Below are 22,888 nucleotides of genomic sequence, written 5' to 3'. Positions count from 1 at the left end.
ATTAAAGGCTCTGACGGTCCGGAAACATCCAAAGACTGTAAAGCCCGTAACCTCCTTTTACGACTTGTTAAGTTCCACAAACTTGCGTAACGTGGCAAGGGCACGACCGCTGTCGAGCGACTCACGCGCAATATCCACACACTCGTCAATGCTCTTTCTGCCTTTTTCCGTCACATGTATGGCAAATGCGGCATTGGCTATAACCACATTCCGCTGTTCCGGTTGAGCACGGTTTTCAAGCACACTGTCGAATATCTCCTTTGCCTCTTCAACGGTATTTCCACCTCTAAGGCTCTCCGGATCTGCCACCGGCATTCCCAAGTCCGAAGGCTTGTAAATGTGCTCTCCACTGTTGGACACTATCTTAAAACTGCCGGTAAGCGAGACTTCGTCATACCCATCGGTGCTGTTCACAATACCGTAGTCCATGCCAAGTCTGGCATAAACACTGGCATAAAGACGCATCTGGGCAAGATTTGCCACTCCCAAGAACTGACATGCGGGACGCGAAGGGTTTACAAGCGGACCAAGCAGGTTGAAGCATGTGGGAAAACACAACATGCGACGCACCGGAGCCACAAACTTCATGGCACGTGCAAAGAGTGGTGCATGGAGATAAACCACACCGCAACCGTCCATCGAGCGGTTCAGTTTGTCGGTGTCTGCCGTAAACTCCACACCATGTGCCTCTATCACATTTGACGCTCCGCTTGCCGATGTTGCGGCATAGTTGCCATGCTTTGCAACCTTATATCCCGCACCTGCCATGACAAAACATGCACAAGTGGAAATATTAAACGTATTCTTGCCGTCGCCGCCCGTACCGACAATATCGGTATATCGGTCGCAATCAAGAACAGCAGGTACACCCGTTTCCAGTATGCCGTCACGAAGCCCCAACAGTTCATCCACCGTTATGCCGCGCATCTGCAACCCGGTGAGCAGCGCCGTTATCTGCTCTGCAGGAAACTCGCTGCGTGTAATGCCTATAAGTATGTCATGCGTCTCCTTTCGTGTAAGTTCCTCATGGTTCAGCATTCTGTATAAGATATCCTTCATCTCCATAATATTCCCTCCTGTTATTGTATTAATAAAAAAGACCTGTCGCAAGAACGACAGGCCTCATTATATTCTTATCAAGTATATACACGGCTACCGACTCACGACTTTTTAAATCTTGAGTAACGCCACCACCATGCATTGAATGATATACTGTTCATTTTCACCATAAAGTTTTAATCCGAATGCAAATATACATGTTTTATTGCAAAACAACAAAAACAAAAGGTGTTTTTTTACTGTTTTGTTGAAACATTTGCCTTTGGGTTAAGGATAAGGGGTAAGGACTTTAAGGTCCTTAAGGTCTTTAAAGAACTTTGTCAGAGACAGAATTCTCACTTGACCTTAAGGTCTTTAAATACTTTAAGGACCTTAAAGACCTTAAAAGAAGAAACCCTCAACGCCCTTTCTCCCGTTCCTTTCTCCGCATGGCGGACATCCTTTCAGAGAAGCCGCCGTTCTTCAGGAAATCTTCGGACAGGCGTTCAAGCTGTCTGAAAAGAAGATAGTCTGCCTGATTAATCAAGATTATAGCCATGTTGGCAATAGTTTCCGGCGAGCGGGTGCGCACTATGTCCATGAAGAAGGCAGCGTCGTTGTGATCCCTGCCGAGCCTGCGCATCGCTTCATATTCCCTGCTTCCCTTTTCCCATTGCCTGTGACAGCGTGTCTTGAGATAGTCTTCGTAATCTTCGAGCAATTCTTTAAGGCTTGCCTTTGCAACATTTACAAGTTTAATTTCCGTCTTTGAGGATGTGGCAGATGCGGCACATCCCTCTATGATATTTTGCTTTCCGCTTCTTGCAGCCTGAACCATTTGGTCTATGGTGCGGTCTCCGCGGACTAAAAAACTTTTACAGAAAAAGTATGTAATCTGGTATATCACATCCGTTTTCTGATATGTCAGAAGCTCCTTATAATTCCCTGTATGCGGTAGCAGTTTGTTCGTCATTTATTGTCCTTAATCCATTAAGAACACAAATATACACATTTATCCTGATAATCACAGCCTGATTTCAACAAATGACATATACTGAAAACAAAAACAATCATGCAATATATATTATAAAAAGGTGGCATTTGAGGTTCTAAAAGGTCATGTTTAGCAATGCTAAAGGTGGCATTTAGGAACACTAAATGCCACCTTTCATATTATAACAATAATGCTTTATATAATTAACACATTATATTATAAACATTACCATGCTTGTAATTTATAAGGCAAAAGAGAGGTTTCTGTTACGATTTTCAATACAGGTCGTCACTCTTCATCTCGTCCCTGTCTATGCCTTTCCTGTCCATTTTACGCCAAACAACTACAATATATGCAAGTACAAACGGAACAAGGAACGACACGTATGTCATGGTGCGGAGCGTGAACTCGCTGCTGCAACTGTTCGCGATGGTAAGGCTGCTCTGCAGGTCGGCATTCGACGGATAGTAGGCGGTATCGTTCCACCCGGCGCAAAGGAGAAGACTAAGAACCACAAGAACGGTTCCGGCACCGCCTGCCCATATACCGCGCACGAAAGTCTTGCTGACAACGGTGCGCACAATGGCATAAAGCACCATGACAACGCCTGCAACAAGCATCGCCGCCACATACCACATGTCGGCAAGATTAGCAAGATATTTCATCGGCTGCATGTACACTTCGCCGGTGGAAGCATTGACGGCATAGCCGTCTTTGAGGAGAGTGCGCACGAGAAACGCCACGAAAAGGAGCAGGAACGGCACGGTACATCCTATAAGGCGCACGCTGCCTCGGCACCGTATGTTCTCGTCGTTCACATTGTTCATCACATACAATATGCCAAGAACACGGGCGAGGAAGAACACGGCAAGTCCCAACACAAGGTTCCATGGGTCGAGAAGCGCATCGAGACCGTGCGAGGCATTAGCCCAGGAACTTATTACGGGCTGCATGCCATCGGTGAGATTCATCTTCGAAACAACAAAGTTGGAACCGTTGAAGAACGTCGCCACCGCGCATCCGAGCAGGAACGGACCGGCGATACCGTTTATGATGAGGAACCAACGGTATGCCGAGGTTCCGAGAATGTTTCCGTGCTTATTCTGAAACTCGTAGCTCACCGCCTGTAGAACAAAAGAGAAAAGGATGATCATCCACAGCCAATAGGCGCCGCCGAAGCTTGTACTGTAGAACAGGGGGAACGAGGCGAAGAACGCACCGCCGAACGTTACGAGCGTAGTAAACGTGAGTTCCCACTTACGACCGGTCGAATTTACTATCATACGGCGTTCTTCTTCGGTGGCTCCGAGGCTGAACAGAAGTGAGTTGGCTCCCTGTACGAACATGAGGAACACCAGCAACGCGCCTAAAAGCGAGACGATGAACCACCAGTAATGTTGCAAAAATATATATGTCATATTGTTTGAGGTTTTGAGGGGTTAAGGTTTTGAGGTTATAATGTGTGGGGTTATGAGGTGTTAATACTAAGGTTTCAGGTTTTGAGATCTGAGGTTTTAAGGTGTTAATACCGAGATCCTCATGCCCTTGTCATGCCTTTGGTCCTTTCTTTATCGCCTTACACAATATTGTTATCTCGGCTGCAAGAAGCATGGTGAAGAGCACAAGGAAGATGAAGAACGTCAGCATTACGCTGCCGGAACCGATGTCCGACACGGCAACCCACGTGGGCAGCATGTCCTGTATGGTCCACGGCTGTCGCCCGAACTCCGCCACTATCCAACCCGACTCGCTCGCGATGTATCCCAACGGCAGCATCACGAGGGCGGCAACATGCAGCCATTTTGCATTTGATATGTCCTTTCTGTAGACCATAAAAAGCACCACCGCGAAGAAAAGGATAAACAATACGCCAAGACCAACCATGGCTCTGAACGCCCAGAAGCATACGGGAATGTAGGGCACGGTCTGCTCGGCATCACTGACATATCCGTATCCGAAGTAAGGCATGTTGGCTTTCAGTCTGTTAAGAACCACGGCAACAGAGTCTTCCGATACGTCTTTCCTGTCACGGCTCTTCATCGAACGGTATGTGGCAAGGTCGTTTACAGCCCGGCTGCCGCGGCTTATCTTCTCGTCAAGGGACAATGCCATCGTGCCGTCCGGCTTTCTATATCCGCCCTTTATAATATCGTTTATACCCGGCACATAACCGTGTGCATCGCGTGTGGCAAGGAACGAGAGACCATTGGGTATGCCTATGCGCAAAGGAGGTTCGCCTTCGTTACTGTAATCAGGCTGCGAGAACGGATTTACCCATGCCACTGCGGTAAGGCCTACATCGGTACCGCCATTGTAAAGAGCCTCCATAGCAGCAAGTTTCATAGGTTGTACCGATGCGACACGATATGCCGAACCGTCGCCGGTGCCCGCTGCAAGCAGAGAGGCAAACAGTCCGAAAGCCGCACCAATCTTGATACTCTCGACGGCAAGTTTCTCTTCGCGTTTCTTCAAAAGATAGTAACAGCCTACGGCTACCGTGAAAACGGCACCTATTATCCATGCCGATGTCACCGTGTGACAGAACTTGTCTATGGCAAAAGGCGACAGGGCGACATCTGCGAACGACAACATCTCGTTGCGCATGGTGTCCGGATTGAACTCGCAACCCACCGGATACTGCATCCATGCGTTGGCGACAAGTATCCACCAAGCCGATATGGTGGCACCAAGACCGGTGAGCCATGTGGATGCAAGGTGAAATCCGGGCGACACCTTGCGCCACCCGAAGAACATCACAGAGACAAACGTAGCCTCCATAAAGAAAGCAACGATGCCCTCAATGGCAAGAGGTGCACCGAAGATATCGCCAACAAACCACGAGTAGTTGCTCCAGTTGGTGCCGAATTCGAACTCAAGTATGATACCGGTGGCAACGCCCATGGCAAAGTTTATGCCGAACAGTTTCTGCCAGAAACGTGCCGTATCTTTCCAAAAGCGCTTGCGGGTGCGATAATAACAGGTTTCCATTATGCCCATGATGACGGCAAGTCCCAGTGTTAGAGGCACAAACAGCCAATGATAAATGGCGGTAAGGGCAAACTGCGCCCTTGACCAGTCTACTGACGAAGCATCGATGTTTAGTAATATGTCTGTCATAATTTAAAAAATTAAGAGTTAACTGTCACCTGTCTGTTTTCCGTCTACCGCACGTCCTATTACCTGCGATGACACATAGTCCGCCTTGTTGCCGCGGGGCACCTTGCTGCGTATAAAGTCGGGGAAGAAAAACAGTTTGAGTACGGCAAATATGATAAAAAGCTTCAGCACGACGACAACACACAGCGTCCTACCAAGACCCATGTTCCCGAGTCTTCTGTAATAAAAGTCGCTGACACGATGAAACAGTTCCGTCTTTTTCATGATAAAAGTCTTTTCATGCCATATAAACCGACAGCAAATATACGAAGAATATTCGACAAAACAAAATAGTGAAAGTCGGACTTTAGTCCGGTTCGCGGTGGCGAAGCCGATTTTGTGAGTCACAATATAATCAAATATCATTAATATTGCTCTATTTTTCCATAAAAATCATAATCTTTACAATATTTAAGCATTGGCGTATGACAAATAATTTGCCGTTTAATTTTAAAACTATAAATTTGCATCGGTCTACATACAGACCGTGTTTCACTATAATATTAATAAGGTAATAAAGAACTAACGGCTATCGGTTATGAACAAGAAAGTTTTTATCCCCGTAATCATTTTTGTACTGGCACTTATCTCAGGCATAGTATATCTGGGCTACAGCCTCAACGAACAGAAACAGGCAAACAAGGATATGCAGGAACTGGCAGAACTCGACAAGAAAGAAATGGAGAACGAGTATCAACGCTTTGCCGAACAGTACAGCGAGATGAAGACTGCCATCAACAACGACTCGCTGGTGGAACAGCTCACACAGGAACAGCTTAAGACACAGAAACTGCTTGAAGAGCTGAGAAGTCTCAAGGCTACTGACGCGAGGGAAATAACGCGTCTGAAAAAAGAACTCGCCACATGCCGTGCCGTGATACGCAGCTACATACTCGAAATAGACTCGCTCAACCGCCTTAACAAGAACCTGACGGAAGAGAACACAAGGGTGAAGGGACAGTATGAAGAGGCGACAAGACAGATCGAAGGACTTAATGCAGACAAACAAAACCTATCCGAGAAGGTGGCTATTGCTGCACAACTCAACGCCACGGGCATAGCTATGCTTGCCAAGAACAAGAACGGAAAGAACCTTGACAAACTGAAGAAATGCCGCACAATACAGGTGAACTTCAACATAGCAAGAAACGTTACCGCCACCAACGGCGTGCGCACGCTTTACGTAATAATAACCAAGCCCAACGGAACGGTGCTCGGCAACGGAGGCACATTCCGCTATGAGAACCGCAGCCTGCAATTCTCAATGAAGAAAGCCGTAGAATATACAGGCGAGGAGACACCGGTGAGCATGTTCTGGAACGTAAACGAGACACTGACCGGAGGCACGTATAAGGTGAGCATATTTGCAGACGGTAGCATGATAGGTTCAAGGAGTTTCTCTTTCAAATAACAACAGCCTATGAAATGGTTTCTGTCATTAATAACATTGATGTGCGCAACAGGGGTCGATGCACAACAGATGCTCAGCCTTGACAGTTGCCGTGCCATGGCGCTGCGCAACAACAAGCAGCTGAACATCTCACGGTTGAAACAGGATGTAACCAAGAACATACGCAAGGCGGCACGCACAAAATACCTGCCGCACGTGGATGCCGCCGGGGGATACATGCATACAAGCAGGGAACTGTCGATACTGAACGGAACACAGAAATACACTTTGGGAAATATCGGAAGCATCATCGGCATACTTGACGAACAGACCACGGCTATAATCAACAGGATAGGTCAAAAGGTGAGCGATGCTTTCCGCACGGACACACGAAACATATACACGGCGTCGGTAATGGTAAGCCAGCCCATATACATGGGCGGAAGCATTACGGCTGCTAACAGGATTGCCGACATCGCGGAGGAAATGGCGGCAAACCAGACTGAAATCAGCACGCAGTCGACAATATACAATATAGACAAGGCATACTGGACCGTCGTATCGCTGAGACAGAAGGAAAAACTTGCCGAAAGTTTTCTTAAACTTGTCAGGAAACTCGATGACGATGTGGCGAAGATGATAAAGGCGGGAGTTGCCACAAGGGCAGACGGACTTAAAGTGAGCGTAAAGGTCAACGAGGCGGAAATGCAGCTTACACAGGTCGAAGACGGACTTGCCCTGTCGCGCATGCTACTGTGCCAGCTGTGCGGAATGCCGGCAGACAGCGACATAACGCTTGAAGACGAAGGCAAGGACGAGCTTGGAACGGAAATAACAGAAAGCGTCACCGACATAAAGGAAGCTGCACGGAACCGCTCCGAAGTGAAAATGCTACAGAACGCCATAGACATAAGCAGGCAGACAACAAAGCTCATGAGGGCTGCCAACCTGCCGCAGATTGCGCTTACGGGAGGATATATCGTAACCAATCCCAACCTGTACAACGGCTTTGAAAGAAAGTTTTCGGGCATGTGGAACATCGGGGTGCTTGTAAGGGTGCCGGTGTGGAACTGGTTTGAAAGCGCTTACAGGGTACGTGCGAGCAAGACAGCCACAAGCATTGCCGCAATGGAACTTGACGAGGCGGAAGAGAAGATAGAACTGCAGATAAACCAAAGCAGGTTCAGAGTGAAAGAAGCTGCAAGGAAACTTGCCATGGCAAAGAAGAATATCGAGCGTGCGGACGAAAACCTGCGATGTGCCGAACTGGGTTTCAGGGAGGGAGTGATGCAGACAACGGATGTGATGGAAGCACAGACGGCATGGCTACAGGCACAGTCGCAGAAGATTGACGCGGAGATAGATGTAAAACTTTCACAAACCGATTTGAAAAAAGCAATTGGCGAATTGAAATAAAAATTATCAGGATTATGTCAGAACAGAAGCAACACAACAACATACTTCTTGCCGTAGCGGGCTTTACCGCCGTGGTCGTAACGGTAGCACTCATAGGATATTTCACCATAGGACGCACCGAGGAGATAATACAGGGAGAAATAGAAGTGAGCGAATACAGGGTGTCGAGCAAGGTACCGGGACGCATTCTTGAGATACGTGTCAAGGAGGGCGACTACGTACATGCAGGCGACACGCTCGCCATTCTCGATGCTCCGGACATCAGGGCAAAGAAGGAACAGGCGGTAAGCGCCGAGTCGGCGGCACAGGCAATGAGTGACATGGCGGCAAACGGCGCACGCAGACAGCAGATACAGGGCGCATATCAGGTATGGCGGCAGGCACAGGCAGGTGCCGAGATTGCAAGAAAGTCATACGAACGTGTGCAACGGCTGTTCAACGAGGGAGTGATGACGGCCCAGAAACGCGACGAGGCATACGCCAACTACCGTGCAATGGAGGCGCAGGAAAAGGCGGCAAAGACACAGTATGACATGGCTGTTGAAGGCGCACGCAAGGAGGAAAAGGCGGCGGCAGCGGCTCAGGTAAACCGTGCCAAGGGTGCCGTTCAGGAAGTAAACTCATACATAAACGAAACGGTACAGACGGCACAGTTCGACGGTGAGGTCAGCAGTATATATCCTAAGGTTGGCGAACTCGTGGGCACAGGCGCTCCGATAATGAGCGTCGCCATAATGAACGACTGCTGGGGCACGTTCAACGTGCGCGAGGACTTGCTGAAAGGACTGAAGACAGGCGATGTAATAACGGCATATTCACCGGCGTTCAACAAAGAGATAAAGATGAAAGTCTACTACATCAAGGACCAGGGAAGCTATGCCGTATGGAAAGCAACCAAGTCAAACGGACAGTATGACCTCAAGACTTTTGAGGTCAAGGCACGCCCTGTAACGGGATTTGACGGACTGCGTCCGGGCATGTCGCTCATCATGAGACAGCGTCAATAAAGGGATACCGGTTACCCAGCAAGAGAGATATACAGACTATGAATGCAGCGGAATATATAAAACGAACCATGAATGTCGCGGCACGCGAGTGCGGCATACTGCGTTCCAACATGATATATCTGTTCTGCATGGTGGTATTTCCTGTCGTCATCATTTTCTTCTTCACATCACTGATGAACGAGGGACAGCCGGAAGACATGCCGGTGGGTGTGGTAGACATGGACAACACTGCCACAACCCGCAGCATGACAAGAAAGCTCGATGCTTTTCAGAACACCCGTATAACAAGGCATTTCAACGATATAGCCGAAGCGCGTGCAGCCATGCAGCGCAACGAAATATATGCTTTCCTGTATTTTCCGGCAGGAACAACAGACAAACTGCTGTCCATGAGGCAGCCCAAGATATCCATATACTACAGCAACACATCGCTTACGGCAGGCGCACTGCTCGGCAAGGACCTTAAAATAATTGCCACGCTCGGGTCGGCAGGTGTAGGGTCGGCACAGATGTCGGCAAAGGGATATACGGAGAAACAGATAACGGCGTTCTTGCAGCCTATAGCAATAGATCTGCACACGATACAAAATCCATGGATAAGCTATAACATATATCTCAGCACCATGCTCATACCGGGCTGCATAATGCTGTTCATATTTCTGATAACCGTATACTCTATCGGTACAGAACTGAAATTCGGACGTTCGAAGGAATGGCTTGCCGCGGCAGGCGACAACATATACGTGGCTGTGGCAGGGAAGATGCTACCGCAGTTTATAGTATTCATCACCATAATGCTTGCTTATATATGGTATGTTTTCGGCATACTTGACTTTCCGCATCCGGGCGGAACATGGACAATGATGCTGCTCGGACTGCTGGCAGTGGTGTCGGCACAGGGCTTCGGCATATTCATGTTCGGACTGATGCCGTCGCTGCGCATGTCGATGAGCACCTGCTCGCTTTGGGCGGTGATAAGTTTCTCATTGTCCGGTGCGGCATATCCCGTATTTTCCATGTCTCCGGCAATAGAGGCGTTGGCACAGTTGTTCCCCCTGCGCCACTATTACATGGTGTATCAGATATGTGTGTTCAACGGTTTCCCGCTGCCCTACGCATGGTTCAACATTGCGGCAATGGTTGGTTTTGCATGTCTTCCGGTATTCATAATGAGGAACCTTAAACGGGCTATGCTGAAGTTTGTCTATATTCCGTAACAAAGAAACATGAGTATGAAGATGCTGCAAAGAATCAACGAGGGACTGCACGACATGTGCCATATATGGGCGGAAGAGATGAAAAACGTTGTCCGCGACGAGGGCGTTCTGATATTCTTCGTCCTCGTCCCCCTGCTCTACCCCATACTCTATTCATGGATATACAACAACGAGGTGGTACGTGAAGTGCCTGTTGCCGTGGTGGACAACTCGCACAGCAGCATGAGCCGCATGTTCATACGCGAGTTCGACGCTTCGCCAGACACGAGGGTGGCATACCATTGCAACAGTCTTGATGAGGCAAAAGACCTTGTCGGCAGGCAGGCGGTGCATGGCGTAATATACTTTCCGCAAGACTTCCAAACAAGAATAAACCGTATGGAACAAAGCCATGTCAGTGTATACTGCGACATGAGTCTCATGCTTACCTACAAGGCGATATTCCAGACAGCAAGCTCGGTGGCGGCAAACATAAACTCCAAGATACAGACAAGTCTTTCGGGAAACACGACTGGACGAGAAGACGAGATAACGATAAAGCCGCTCGACTTTGACGAAATACCGATGTTCAACACCACCGGCGGATACGGCAACTTCATACTGCCGGGAGTCCTGATGCTCATAATACAGCAGACACTGTTGTTGGGAATAGGACTGTCTGCCGGAACGGCACGCGAAAAGAACAAGTACAAGGAGCTTATACCCGTAAGCCGCCATTACAACGGCATCTTCCGCATTGTCCTCGGAAAGTCGATATGCTATTTCATGATCTATTCTGTAATAGCGGCTTACGTCACTCTTGTCATTCCGCGCATGTTCGGTTTCGTAAGCCTTGTGCACGCCCCTGACCTTGTAACATTCATGCTTCCCTATCTGTTGTCGTGCATATTCTTCGGCATGATGCTGTCGTGCCTGGTAAGATATCGCGAGAACGTCATACTGCTCGTCGTCTTCAGTTCCATACTGTTTCTGTTCCTTTCGGGCATGTCATGGCCGTCGAGCAACATTCCGGGAACATGGAAAGCGGTGTCATGGCTGTTCCCGTCTACATTCGGCATACAGGGTTTTGTGAGTATGAACACTGCGGGCGCACGCCTCGGCGACATCAGTCTGCAATACATCTGCCTGTGGATACAGACTGTCGTGTTCTTCATAATGACATGCGCCGTGTATAAGTTTCAGATTGACAGAGTCAAGAAGTTAAGAAGCCGGGAACAATGAAATAACCCATAGCTTTAGCCCCCGTAACCCATAGGTTTACGATGCGTAAAGCTATGGGTTACGGGGGCTAAAGCTATGCTTTTCTTATCAGCTCCGTTTATACAAATATCTCTTTATGCTCTTCTTCGGAGTCTTCTCGAATTCTTCTTCCTGCAACACTATCGAAGACAGCTTGCTGTATGCCGGAAGGGCAGCGTTAAGCTCCTGACGGTTCTGCTCCATGACATTGATGATATCGTCGTTTGACAGCCCCATCTCCTTTGCCTCTTCATAGTCGGGGAAGACAAGTCCCACAAGTTTGTCACCGTCCTGCACTACAAGGCTTTCCACAACCATCGCCATGCTGTTGAGCTTGTCTTCTATTTCCTCCGGATATATGTTCTGTCCGCTCGACCCGAGAAGCATGTTCTTGCTTCTTCCCTTTATGAATACGTTTCCTTCGGCATCCATCAGCGCCAGGTCTCCGGTGTGATACCAGCCCTCGCTATCGAGTGCCTGCCGCGTGGCCTCTTCGTTCTTATAATATCCGAGCATCACATTGGTACCCCGTGCAAGTATCTCGCCGGGTATGTTCTGCGGATCGGGACTGTCTATCTTCACTTCCATGTGCACGACCGCCTTACCGCATGACGTGGGAACGAAACTGTGCCAGTCGCTGTATGTTATTATCGGTGCACACTCCGTGGCACCATAACCCACGGTCACCGGGAAATTGATGCTGTAAAGGAACGCCTCTATCTCCTGACTGAAAGCCGCTCCGCCCACAATCATCTCATAGAAGTTGCCTCCGAACGCCTTGCTTACCTCCTCGCATATCTTCTGTTTCACCTTCTTGCTTATCACCGGCATGTTGAGAAGCAGACGCATGCGGTGGTTCTGTATCTTGGGGAACACGCGCTTACGAATAATCTTCTCTATGATGAGCGGAACCGCAATGATAATGGAAGGACGGACATCCTGAAAGGCTTGTGCAATGATGGCAGGACTCGGCACACGCGTAAGGAAGTATATGTGGCATCCGTGACAGAATTCGAACAGGAATTCAAACGCCATTCCGTACATGTGCGCCATCGGGAGTATGCTTATCGTCTTTGAACCACGCTGTATGTTCTTGCCTATTGCGTCGAACGCAAAGTCAAGGTTTCCCCACATGGCACGATAAGGCAACATTACGCCCTTCGAGAAGCCGGTAGTGCCGCTCGTATAGTTTATAAGGGCAAGTTCGTCGGGATCTTCATCTATATAATAATGTACATGTTCCTTGCGGAAAGCCTTTGGATATTTCTTGCCGAAGAGTTCGTTGAGATGTTCGCGCGCAAACGTCAGCTTGTCCGTGCGCGACAACACGAGCGAGTAGTCGGGTATATATATGATGCCTTCGAGCGCAGGCATCTTCGTGGCGTCTATCGTCGTGGCTACGACATCGCCTACAAACAACAGCTTTGCCTCGCTGTGATTGACGATATTGTAAACCTGATCGGGGGTGAACTCATGGAGCACCGGCACTGCCACGGCACCGTATGTCAGCGTGGCGATGAATGCCACTGCCCAGTTCGAGCTGTTACGCCCGCAAATGGCTATCTTGTCGCCTTTCTGCACACCGCTGTTTTCAAACATGATATGCAGTTTCTCTATCTTACGCGCCACGTCCTTGTACTGCAAAGTGGCTCCTTTATAGTCTGTAAGGGCATCGAGATCCCAGTTGTTTATAACGCTCTGTTCTAAAAAAGAATTAAAACTTGGTATAGTTTTCATTGCACAAAGTTCAAAATATTGTGCAAAGATACGTCTTTATATGCACATTCCCAAATTATTTGTGCAGTTTTTGATTACCCTTCACGACGTATTCCGACCTTTATGAGCAGCAGTCCGAGGGCTGTCCATACAAGTTCGCGCAGTCTTACTATCAGCGCAAGGAATATACCGGCACCTACTGTCATCGACAGTCCGGTGACAGACATAAGGAAACCGCCCTCGCGCCCGCCGAGCTGCAGCGGCATGAAAAAGAAGATGTTCGCGATAAGGGTGGTAAATGCTATTATAAGGACGCACTGCACATATCCCACGTGGGGCATGAGGACCATAAATATGAACATCACCTCGAAAGCCGAAAGGAAGCGGCACACCAGTTCAAGCACCACCGCCGTCACAAACGTCCTGCGGTTCTGCCGGTGCAGGGCGGCTATCTGGCTGTCTATCACGTCGAGGCGTCCGCGGTTCTTGTCGACAAACCTCCCCACGCGCTTCTTTATCCCCGGCACATGTCTTATGATGCCCATTATCCTTACCGCCATGCCTTTCTTGTATCCGGAGACGAAGAACCACAGTCCCAACAGACAGAACACGCCGATAACGGAAAGCATCGTCGCCATTGCCGCATCGAGTGGCTGAGTGACGACGTAAAGGACTATAGACAGGAGCCAGAACCAGAAGTGACTGAAGATGTGAGTCATGACATACAGTATCACCGACGACGATGCACGCTCCGTTCCTATCTTCGGTGCCAGCTCCATTATACGGTACGGTTCGCCGCCCATAAGTCCGCCGGGCGTGGCATAATTAAGGGCGAAGCCGGACACCGTTATCTTGTAAAGCCACCAGAAGCCTATCTTGTCTTTCCCGTCGCCGCCGCTTCTTATAATAAGGTACCACGATGCCGTGTTTATGACATACAGCGCCGCCCACAGAGCTATCACGGCAAAGAACCAGAAGCCTGCACGACTGACACCGTCATACACTTCGGCAAAGTCGAGTTGCGACACCATTACCGCCAGCAGCACGATGCCGAGAATGAAGAATATGTTCTGATGCTTCATTTTGAATGACGAATTTGGAATGTGGAGTTACGAGTTAGGAATGTGTAGTTACGAGTTTGGAATTACGAATGACGAGTTGTCGCGCTGCGCACGATGAAAAATTACGAATTTGGAATTCATCATTGACAATTTTAAACTGATAATCGCACACAGCGCGACAACTCGTCATTCGTAATTCCAAACTCGTAACTCCTAATTCGTAATTCCACATTCCTAATTCCTAACTCTTTACCGCGAACCTCACCTTGTCGCTGTCGTCCTTCCGCTCATGATAAAGCTTCTTAAGCGGATTCTGCAGCGGCTCGTCATAATCCGCGCGGTTGCGGAAGATGTCTATTGCGGCATATATCGCGTTGCGGAACGACGATTCGTCTGCCACGCCTTTGCCAGCAATGTCGTATGCGGTTCCGTGTCCCGGCGATGTGCGCACGATGGGCAGTCCGGCGGTGTAGTTGACGCTGTTGCCCGACGAAAGCGCCTTGAAGGGAGCCAGTCCCTGGTCGTGATACATCGCCAGTATGCCGTCGAAGGCACGATAGCTGCCGTTGCCGAAGAAGCCGTCGGCAGGATACGGACCGAAGACATTCACGCCCTCGGCAGTCAGTTCTTCGACAGCCGGCGCTATGATGTCCTTTTCCTCGCTGCCCAGCAGCCCGTCGTCGCCCGCGTGGGGGTTCAGTCCGAGTATCGCCATGCGCGGATTTGCCACGCGGAAGTCGCGTTTCAGCGAGTCGAATAATATCGTCGCCTTCTCCTTTATGCGTTCCTTCGTCACGGCGGCGGCTATGTCCTTCACCGGCAGATGCGTCGTGAGGAGCGCCACGCGCAGAGAGTTCTCGAACAATATCATGAGCGACTTGCTGCCCTCGCCCGCGCGTTCCTCTATATATTCGGTGTGTCCGCAGAAGTCGAAGCCCTCGCCCTGTATGTTGTTCTTGTTTATCGGCGCCGTCACAAGCACGTCGAAAAGCCCCGCCTTATAGTCGCGCATGGCGCAGTCGAGCGCTTTCAGAGCCGCCGCGCCCGCGTCTTTCGACGGATGTCCCAGCTCCACCTTTATCTCTTCGTCGAATACCGTCAGCAGGTTTATCCTGTCGTCCACGGCATCCTCCGCCTTGCTTATTATCGTGAAGCTGGCGTCCGTGCCGAGCGCGTTGCGGTGATAAGCGGCAACCTTCGGCGAACCATATATAATAGGTGTGCACAGTTCGAGCATTGCCGGCTCGGAGAAAGCCTTGAATATCACCTCATATCCTATACCGTTCGTGTCGCCATGTGTTATGGCTATGCGTATTTTCTTGTTTCCCATATATTGTTTATCTAAGTTCCTGTTCTTTCTTTGCCGTGCTTAGCAGCCCGCAGGCGGCATATATGTCCTGTCCGCGGCTTGCCCTTATCGTGGTGAAGACGCCGTGGCGGGTGAGATAGTCGCGCAGGGCGGTCATCTTCTTATCGTCCGCCCCGTGCAGATCCACGCCGGGTATCTTGTGAAAGCGTATCAGATTGACACGGCATTCCAGTCCGCCGAGCAACTTTACGATTTCCCGGGCATGCACCGGCGAGTCGTTGACGCCGTCGAAGACGATGTATTCGAACGACAGCCGACGCTGGTGACTGAAGTCGTAGTTGTGCATCAGCGCGATGATGTCCGCCAGCGGCATGCCGCGTTCGGCAGGCATGAGCATCGCCCTCTGCTCGTGCAGCGGCGAGTGCATGCTTATCGCCACGTGGCAGTCGCTCTCGTCGAGAAAGCGTTTCAGCTTGTTCTTCACGCCCACGCTGCTCACGGTTATGCGCTTGGGACTCCAGGCATATCCGTAGTCTGCCGTGAGCACCTCGGTGGCTTTCATCACGTTGTCTATGTTGTCCATCGGCTCGCCCTGCCCCATGAACACTATGTTTGTGAGCTTGTCGCGCTCGGGCAGCGAGTATATCTGGTTCAGTATGTCGGCTGCGGACAGGTTTCCCTCGAAGCCCTGCTTTCCGGTCTGGCAGAAAAGGCAGTTCATCTTGCATCCCACTTGCGACGACACGCACAGCGTGGCGCGGTCGTTGTCGGGGATATAGACGGTCTCGACATACTTGTCGCCGCAGGTGGGGAAGAGGTATTTCACCGTACCGTCCGCCGACCGCATGCTATCCGCCGGAGGCATGCATCCCACTTCATACTCCTCTGCCAGCCGTTCGCGGTTTGCCTTGGAGATGTTCGACATGTCGTCTATCGACGTCACATGCCCCTTGTAGAGCCATAGTGCTATCTGTCCGCCAGTGAACGCGGGCATGCCGAGCCGTGTGGCAAGTACTTTCAGTTCGCCGGGCGACATGCCGAGAAGTGCTTTCTTTCTATCCGCCATTTTCCGTCTTATCGTTATAGATGCGGCAAAGTTACTGAAAATCTTCGGGAATGACGAATAAAACGGCATAAATGACACTCAATGCCTTGACTGTGCGAACGATATGCGCACGGTTCCGCACGCATGGCGCCGCGCTGACACTATTTAAGCGAAACGCCATGTCATGCTTACACTTTGCAAAATCACGACCGCTTATTTTCGCGATGTTTGCGAAAATAATGCCGGCGGGCACAAATTTCGCCAAAATTCGCGTGCAATCGCAAATCATTATCATACAGACAGTTACGCAAAGAGCGTCGAAAGTGTGCAGCGAAAATATCGTTTAAAGAGCCAAATAGGCGCTTTTCGGGTGCTAAAGATGCTGTTTTCAGACCGTAAAGACGCCATTTAGCATCCCTAAACACGCTCTATAGACTTTTTTCGAGCGTCGATACAAAATTTTCGATCGATCCAAAAATATTTTTCGCACGTGCGTTTCGTTCGCGCGGCACGTGCGTTGCATCCCCAGCGATGTAGTTTGAGAAAAAAACGCGACACTTTTTCAAAATCAAAGTGACGCCGATATCGCCGTAAAAGCGTCATTCTGTCACTTTTCGCACACCCGTATTATACCCCAAAACACCATAATCCACACACAGAACCGCCCAATTCTCAACTCTTAATCCTTAATTCTTAACTCAAAACGCCCCAATCCCCACACCGCGACAGCAAATTCTTAATTCTTAATTCTTAATTCTTAATTAAAAAGCGTTATCTTTGTAACCATTAACACACTCTTATCTTAAAAACTCAGATGAAAATAAAGACAGATTGTTTCATGCCGTGCACAGACCTGCGGGCTGCCGAGACAATGACCGTACAGCTGCGCAAATGCAGGCTCGTACACAACATATATCTGCTGGTTTCTGCCGAATTTGCCCAGAGCAATCCTGCGCCCGGCGACTGTAAATATATCATATCCGACGGCATATACTCGTCGGCGACGATGCGCGCCATTGCCGCACACGCCGGCGAAGACTACGCCCTGCTGTTGCTCAAGGACACGGCGCTGACATTCGGGATGTACGCCGTGGAGCGCATGATGCGCGCAGCCGCCGAGACAGACGCGGCGATGGTCTACAGCGACAGGCACTCGGTGGAAAACGGAGCTACCGTGAGCCACCCCGTGACAGACTATCAGGAGGGAAGCATCCGCGACGACTTCGACTTCGGAAGCCTCGTTCTAATAAACGCACGTCTCATGCGCGAGTATGCCGAAACGCACGACGCCGCATACAGATACGCGGGCTGGTACGACATGCGACTGGCACTGAGCCGCCGCGGCAGCCTGTTCCACATCGACGAACACCTGTACACCGAGGAGGAGAAAGATCTCCGTGCAAGCGGAGTGAAGCAGTTTGACTACGTAAACCCGGCAAACCGCGAGGTGCAGATAGAAATGGAGCGCGCCGCAACGGGGCATCTCGCCGCCATAGGAGCGCTGGTTGACACGTCGTCGTATCATACGCCCGACTTCGGCGAGCAGGAATTCGCATGCGAGGCATCGGTGATTATCCCCGTGCGCAACCGCGAAAGGACAATAGCCGACGCCGTGCGGAGCGCCGTGTCGCAGGAAACGTCGTTCGCATTCAACGTCATCGTCGTGGACAACCACTCCACCGACGGCACGACGGAGCTGCTTCACAGTCTCGTCGACGATACACATCGCATGGCGGCAGGCATGAAAGACGCACCGCAACTGATACATATCGTGCCGCAACGCACCGACCTGGGCATAGGCGGATGCTGGAACGTGGCGGTGAACGACAGCCGTTGCGGGCGCTTTGCCGTACAGTTGGACAGCGACGACCTCTACTCGTCGCCCGCAACGCTGCAAAGCATCGTTGACGCCTTCTACAAACAGCGCGCGGCGATGATAGTGGGAAGCTACAGGATGTGCGACTTCGACCTCAACACGCTGCCGCCGGGACTCATCGCTCACCGCGAATGGACCGACGACAACGGATGCAACAACGCCCTGCGCATAAACGGACTGGGCGCGCCGCGGGCTTTCTTCACACCGCTGCTGCGACAGATACAGTTCCCTAATACAAGTTACGGCGAAGACTACGCCATGGGACTCGCCTTCTGCCGCAAATACCGGATAGGAAGAATATACGACGAACTGTATCTGTGCCGCCGTTGGACGGGAAACAGCGACGCGGCCCTGAGCATCGGGAAGGTGAACGCCAACAACCTGTACAAAGACCGCCTGCGCACAATGGAGATAAAGGCGCGGCAAAGGATGAGGAAAGGCGGCGCCGACGTGCAGGAGGACAATCCGCTGAACAGGTTCTTCGCCCGACAGATGGACACATGGCGGGAGGCAAGGGAGCGTTTCCGACAGCTCGGCGGCGTACTGACACGCGAGCCGGTGCCGTGCAGCGACAGCAGCATGGATCTCAAGTTGCAGTTCAACCCCTCGCGCATGGTATCCACAGGCGCACGCACGGACAAAGCGGCGATAGAAAGCCGACCGTGTTTTCTCTGCAGGGCTAACCGCCCCGCGGAGCAGATAGTGAGGCACATCGACAACGGCTTCGACCTGCTTGTAAACCCCTTCCCCATACTTCCCGTGCACTTCACCATACCCTCACGCACGCACCGTCCGCAACGGATAGACGGCAGCTACGGCGAGATGAGGCGCATACTCGACCTGTATCCCGAACTGACAGTGTTCTACAACGGTCCCGAATGCGGCGCTTCCGCACCCGACCACATGCACTTCCAGGCAGGAACAAGCGGCGTGTTGCCCCTGCAGACGGGCTGGCAACGGCTGGCACGCAACCTGACGACGGTGGCGACAGCCGGCGAGGGCGACAGCATATCACTGATAACCGACTGGCACTGCCCGGCGCTGCTCATACGCAGCACGACGGCTGATGCCGGCGAACGCATGTTCCAGACAATATACAACGCGCTGCCCGACGGCGTGGGACATCCCGAACCGATGATGAACATCGTGGCATGGCGCAACGACGGCGAGGTGCTGACAGTAGTGTTTCCACGGCGCAGGCACCGCCCGGCGTGCTACTCGGCGACAGGCGACGCGCAGATGCTCGTAAGTCCGGGGGCGCTCGACATGGCGGGACTGATAATAACACCGCGCCGCGCCGACTTCGACAGAATGACGGCAGACGACGCCGTGGGCATACTGCGCGAGGTGAGTCTCGGAAAGGATGAAATGGACGCGGTAATAAGGCGCATAAAAAAGAGCATGCCCGACACCGCGGCAACGCGCATCGCGACAAAGGAAATAAAGGAGCCGCATGTAAGCGTGGGCATCGTGAGTGCCGAAAGCATACACTTCTCGCTCAACGGGGCGTACACGGCAAAGGACGAGACAGTGACGGGCGAGCAGACGGTTGAGTTCTCCGAGGGCGGCATACTGTGGCGCGGCAACCGTTATCGCGAGCTGCACTTCGTGCCGGGCGCCGCCGGCTCGTCGTTCTCACTATGCGACGTCACCATAGGCGTGAACTTCCACTGGGAAAGAAAGGAGAAGCAGACATTCAGAGGCGAGCTGGCACTGGTGGTGGAGGCGGACAGGATATGCGCCATAAACAAACTGCCGGTGGAAGACTATCTCGTCAGCGTGATATCGAGCGAGATGAAAGCCACGTCGTCGCTCGAGTTCCTCAAGGCGCACGCCGTGATATCGCGCAGTTGGCTGCTGGCACAGATGGAGAAACGGCGGCAGCAGCAGGCGGGAGGCAACGGCTTCTTCTCGTTCATAAAGAAGGACGACGAGCTGATACGCTGGTACGACCGCGACGACCACACCATATTCGACGTATGCGCCGACGACCACTGCCAGCGCTACCAGGGCATAACGAAAGCGACGAACAGGCATGTGGAAGAGGCAGTGAGGGCAACGCGCGGAATGATACTGATGACGGGCGACGAGATATGCGACGCCCGGTTCAGCAAGTGCTGCGGCGGCATAACGGAGGAATATCGTTATTGCTGGGAAGACAAGGACAAGCCGTATCTTGTCTCCGTGCACGACAACGCGGCATCGCTGCCGGGAACGGGCGCACCTGCCGTCAAAGGCATGAGCGAGGAGGAATGCAGGGAATGGATTTGCGGCAGTCCGGATGCGTTCTGCAACACCAAAGACGAGAAGATACTGTCGCAGGTGCTCAACGACTACGACCGTGAGACGGCTGACTTCTACCGCTGGCAGGTGGAATATACGCAAGAGGAGATTGCAGCGCTGATAAACGAAAAGCTGAAAACCGACCTGGGCGACATCGTAGACCTCGTCCCCGTGGAGCGTGGACGCAGCGGACGCATCAGCAGGTTGGAGATTGCAGGCACAAAGCGCACATTCACCATCGGCAAGGAGCTGGAGATACGCCGCACGCTGAGCACATCCCATCTGTACAGCAGTGCCTTCGTGGTAGAGAAGCACGACATACGCGCCGGCATACCGCAACGCTTCGTCCTCAAAGGTGCCGGCTGGGGGCACGGCGTAGGACTGTGCCAGATAGGTGCGGCGGTGATGGGTGCGCAGGGCTACATGTACGACAACATCCTCCTGCACTACTACCGTGGAGCCGAAATAAAAAAGATTTATGACTAAAGTCTCCAAAGTCCTTAAAGACCCTAAAGTCCTTAAGGACCTTAAGGACCCTAAAAACCCTAAGAACCCTAAAGACCCTAAAAAAACAATAGAACAATGAAAACAACCTCCCCCTGGGCATGGATCCCCTCGCTATACTTCGCCGAAGGACTGCCCTACGTTGCCGTGATGACCGTATCGCTGATACTCTACAAACAGCTCGGACTGTCAAACGCGGAAATAACCTTCTACACCTCGTGGCTGTACCTACCATGGGTGATAAAGCCGCTGTGGAGCCCGCTGGTAGACGTCGTAAAGACAAAACGCTGGTGGATAGTGACGATGCAACTGCTCATCGGTGCCGCCTTCGGTGGCGTGGCATTCACCATTCCCACCGGTTTCTGGCTGCAGGGCACGCTGTTCTTCTTCTGGATAATGGCATTCAGCAGCGCCACACACGACATAGCCGCCGACGGCTTCTACATGCTCGGGCTTGACAGGCACCACCAGGCATGGTTCGTAGGCATACGCAGCACGTTCTACCGCATTGCGACAATCTTCGGACAAGGAATATTAGTGATGATTGCCGGCAACATACAGGTGTTGTTCCGCGGCAGCATAAAATATTCGTGGAGCCTTGTGTTCTACGGCGTCGCCGGACTGTTCATCGCCTTGTGGATATGGCACGGCATGGTTCTGCCCAAACCCGACGAAGACCGCGGCATGGAGAAGATACGCATAAGGAGTCTTTTCGCCGGACTGGGCAACAGCATAAAAACATTCTTCACAAAGATGCCGGTTAAGGAGGTTACTGTGGCTTTTCTCTTCATGCTGCTATATCGCATGCCCGAAGGACTGCTTGTCAAGGTGTCGTCACTGTTTCTCGTCGGCAGTCCCAACAGCGGCGGACTGGGACTTACGCCGCAGGAATACGGTTTCGTGCAGGGCACGGTGGGCATCATCGGACTTACGCTGGGCGGAATACTTGGCGGAATGGCTGCCGGACGCGACGGTCTGAAACGGTGGCTGTGGCCCATGGTGTGCGCCATAACACTGCCCGACATCGTATACGTGTACATGAGCTACACCCTGCCCTCAAGCCTGCTCGTCATAAACGTATGTGTGTTCATAGAGCAGTTCGGCTACGGCTTCGGCTTCACGGCATACATGCTATACCTTATATATTATAGTCAGGGTGAGCACAAGACATCGCACTACGCACTGTGCACGGCACTGATGGCGCTGAGCATGATGATACCAGGACTGCTCTCGGGCTATCTGCAGGAAGCCGTAGGCTACCGCGCATTCTTCATCATCGTGATGTTGTTCTGCATCGTCACGTTTGCCGTATCGGCATTCATAAAGATTGATCCGAACTTCGGCAAAAAGGAGAATATCGAGTGAGGGTATGCCAGAATTCAATATTTGTTGCAAAGTGGATGATTATTTATTCTGACACACACCCTCATTACTATAAACATATAATGACAATAAGTAACTTCATTATGCCTCGTTTTGGTTAAAAAGAATTAAACGCGTGGCTTTTACCGCTAAAATGATTACATTTGGAAACACTATGCGTCTTCACCTATAAAATTGTCAACAACATCAAACAATAACCGGAAATACCATTTAAAATTACATTCAATATATATTATTAATCTAAAACTAACCAT

The 22,888-nt window shown here is 51.2% G+C and carries 16 protein-coding genes; 7 read left to right on the top strand and 9 right to left on the bottom strand.

What is annotated here, in order from left to right:
• Nucleotides 1-57 precede the first annotated feature (57 nt).
• The 5 genes from trpD to HPS54_RS02675 form a co-directional block, all read right to left on the bottom strand.
• Nucleotides 58-1,065, bottom strand: a complete 1,008-nt coding sequence (gene trpD / locus HPS54_RS02695) for an anthranilate phosphoribosyltransferase (protein ID WP_172343929.1) — start codon at nt 1,063-1,065, stop codon at nt 58-60.
• Nucleotides 1,066-1,456: 391 nt separating this feature from the next.
• Complete coding sequence (locus HPS54_RS02690) at nt 1,457-2,011, bottom strand: four helix bundle suffix domain-containing protein (RefSeq protein ID WP_172343928.1); 555 nt, start codon at nt 2,009-2,011, stop codon at nt 1,457-1,459.
• Nucleotides 2,012-2,307: 296 nt separating this feature from the next.
• Entirely contained in the window at nt 2,308-3,450 is a 1,143-nt protein-coding gene (locus tag HPS54_RS02685) for a cytochrome d ubiquinol oxidase subunit II (RefSeq protein WP_172343927.1), read from the bottom strand.
• 130 nt (nt 3,451-3,580) lie between these two features.
• Entirely contained in the window at nt 3,581-5,149 is a 1,569-nt protein-coding gene (locus tag HPS54_RS02680; RefSeq protein ID WP_172343926.1) for a cytochrome ubiquinol oxidase subunit I, read from the bottom strand.
• A gap of 18 nt (nt 5,150-5,167) precedes the next feature.
• On the bottom strand, nt 5,168-5,413 hold the full coding sequence (locus HPS54_RS02675; RefSeq protein ID WP_172343925.1) for a DUF4492 domain-containing protein: 246 nt from the start codon (nt 5,411-5,413) through the stop codon (nt 5,168-5,170).
• Nucleotides 5,414-5,726: 313 nt separating this feature from the next.
• On the opposite strand from HPS54_RS02675, the gene HPS54_RS02670 reads away from it, so the two are divergent.
• From HPS54_RS02670 to HPS54_RS02650, 5 genes are read left to right on the top strand one after another with little or no spacing between them, the layout of a single operon-like run.
• Nucleotides 5,727-6,599, top strand: coding sequence for a hypothetical protein (locus HPS54_RS02670; protein WP_172343924.1), 873 nt, complete (start codon nt 5,727-5,729; stop codon nt 6,597-6,599).
• A 9-nt stretch (nt 6,600-6,608) separates the two neighbouring features.
• Entirely contained in the window at nt 6,609-7,994 is a 1,386-nt protein-coding gene (locus HPS54_RS02665; protein WP_172343923.1) for a TolC family protein, read from the top strand.
• A gap of 14 nt (nt 7,995-8,008) precedes the next feature.
• The gene (locus tag HPS54_RS02660; protein ID WP_172343922.1) at nt 8,009-9,001 is read left to right on the top strand and encodes an HlyD family secretion protein; all 993 of its coding nucleotides are present in this window, start codon (nt 8,009-8,011) and stop codon (nt 8,999-9,001) included.
• Between the two features lie 38 nt (nt 9,002-9,039).
• Nucleotides 9,040-10,218, top strand: coding sequence for an ABC transporter permease (locus HPS54_RS02655; RefSeq protein ID WP_172343921.1), 1,179 nt, complete (start codon nt 9,040-9,042; stop codon nt 10,216-10,218).
• Between the two features lie 9 nt (nt 10,219-10,227).
• On the top strand, nt 10,228-11,439 hold the full coding sequence (locus HPS54_RS02650; protein WP_253951911.1) for an ABC transporter permease: 1,212 nt from the start codon (nt 10,228-10,230) through the stop codon (nt 11,437-11,439).
• 87 nt (nt 11,440-11,526) lie between these two features.
• On the opposite strand, the gene HPS54_RS02645 is transcribed toward HPS54_RS02650, so the two are convergent.
• The 4 genes from HPS54_RS02645 to rlmN form a co-directional block, all read right to left on the bottom strand.
• Nucleotides 11,527-13,194 carry an AMP-binding protein gene (locus HPS54_RS02645; RefSeq protein ID WP_172343920.1) on the bottom strand — a complete coding sequence of 556 codons (1,668 nt, stop codon included), beginning with the start codon at nt 13,192-13,194 and terminating at the stop codon, nt 11,527-11,529.
• Between the two features lie 74 nt (nt 13,195-13,268).
• A complete protein-coding gene (locus tag HPS54_RS02640) occupies nt 13,269-14,255 on the bottom strand; it encodes a lysylphosphatidylglycerol synthase transmembrane domain-containing protein (protein ID WP_172343919.1) in 987 nt (328 codons plus the stop codon).
• A 220-nt stretch (nt 14,256-14,475) separates the two neighbouring features.
• Complete coding sequence (pdxA, locus tag HPS54_RS02635) at nt 14,476-15,564, bottom strand: 4-hydroxythreonine-4-phosphate dehydrogenase PdxA (RefSeq protein ID WP_172343918.1); 1,089 nt, start codon at nt 15,562-15,564, stop codon at nt 14,476-14,478.
• A 7-nt stretch (nt 15,565-15,571) separates the two neighbouring features.
• Entirely contained in the window at nt 15,572-16,609 is a 1,038-nt protein-coding gene (gene rlmN / locus HPS54_RS02630) for a dual-specificity RNA methyltransferase RlmN (protein WP_172343917.1), read from the bottom strand.
• Nucleotides 16,610-17,402: 793 nt separating this feature from the next.
• Here rlmN and HPS54_RS02625 point away from each other — a divergent pair.
• Together HPS54_RS02625 and HPS54_RS02620 are read left to right on the top strand one after the other, a co-directional pair.
• Nucleotides 17,403-21,233 carry a DUF4922 domain-containing protein gene (locus HPS54_RS02625; RefSeq protein WP_172343916.1) on the top strand — a complete coding sequence of 1,277 codons (3,831 nt, stop codon included), beginning with the start codon at nt 17,403-17,405 and terminating at the stop codon, nt 21,231-21,233.
• Between the two features lie 96 nt (nt 21,234-21,329).
• Complete coding sequence (locus HPS54_RS02620) at nt 21,330-22,616, top strand: MFS transporter (RefSeq protein WP_172343915.1); 1,287 nt, start codon at nt 21,330-21,332, stop codon at nt 22,614-22,616.
• Nucleotides 22,617-22,888 lie beyond the last annotated feature (272 nt).

Origin of the sequence: Xylanibacter caecicola (assembly GCF_013166515.1) — a bacterium.
In the GTDB taxonomy this organism is placed as follows: domain Bacteria; phylum Bacteroidota; class Bacteroidia; order Bacteroidales; family Bacteroidaceae; genus Prevotella; species Prevotella caecicola.
This window is presented reverse-complemented; position numbering and strand designations above follow the sequence as displayed.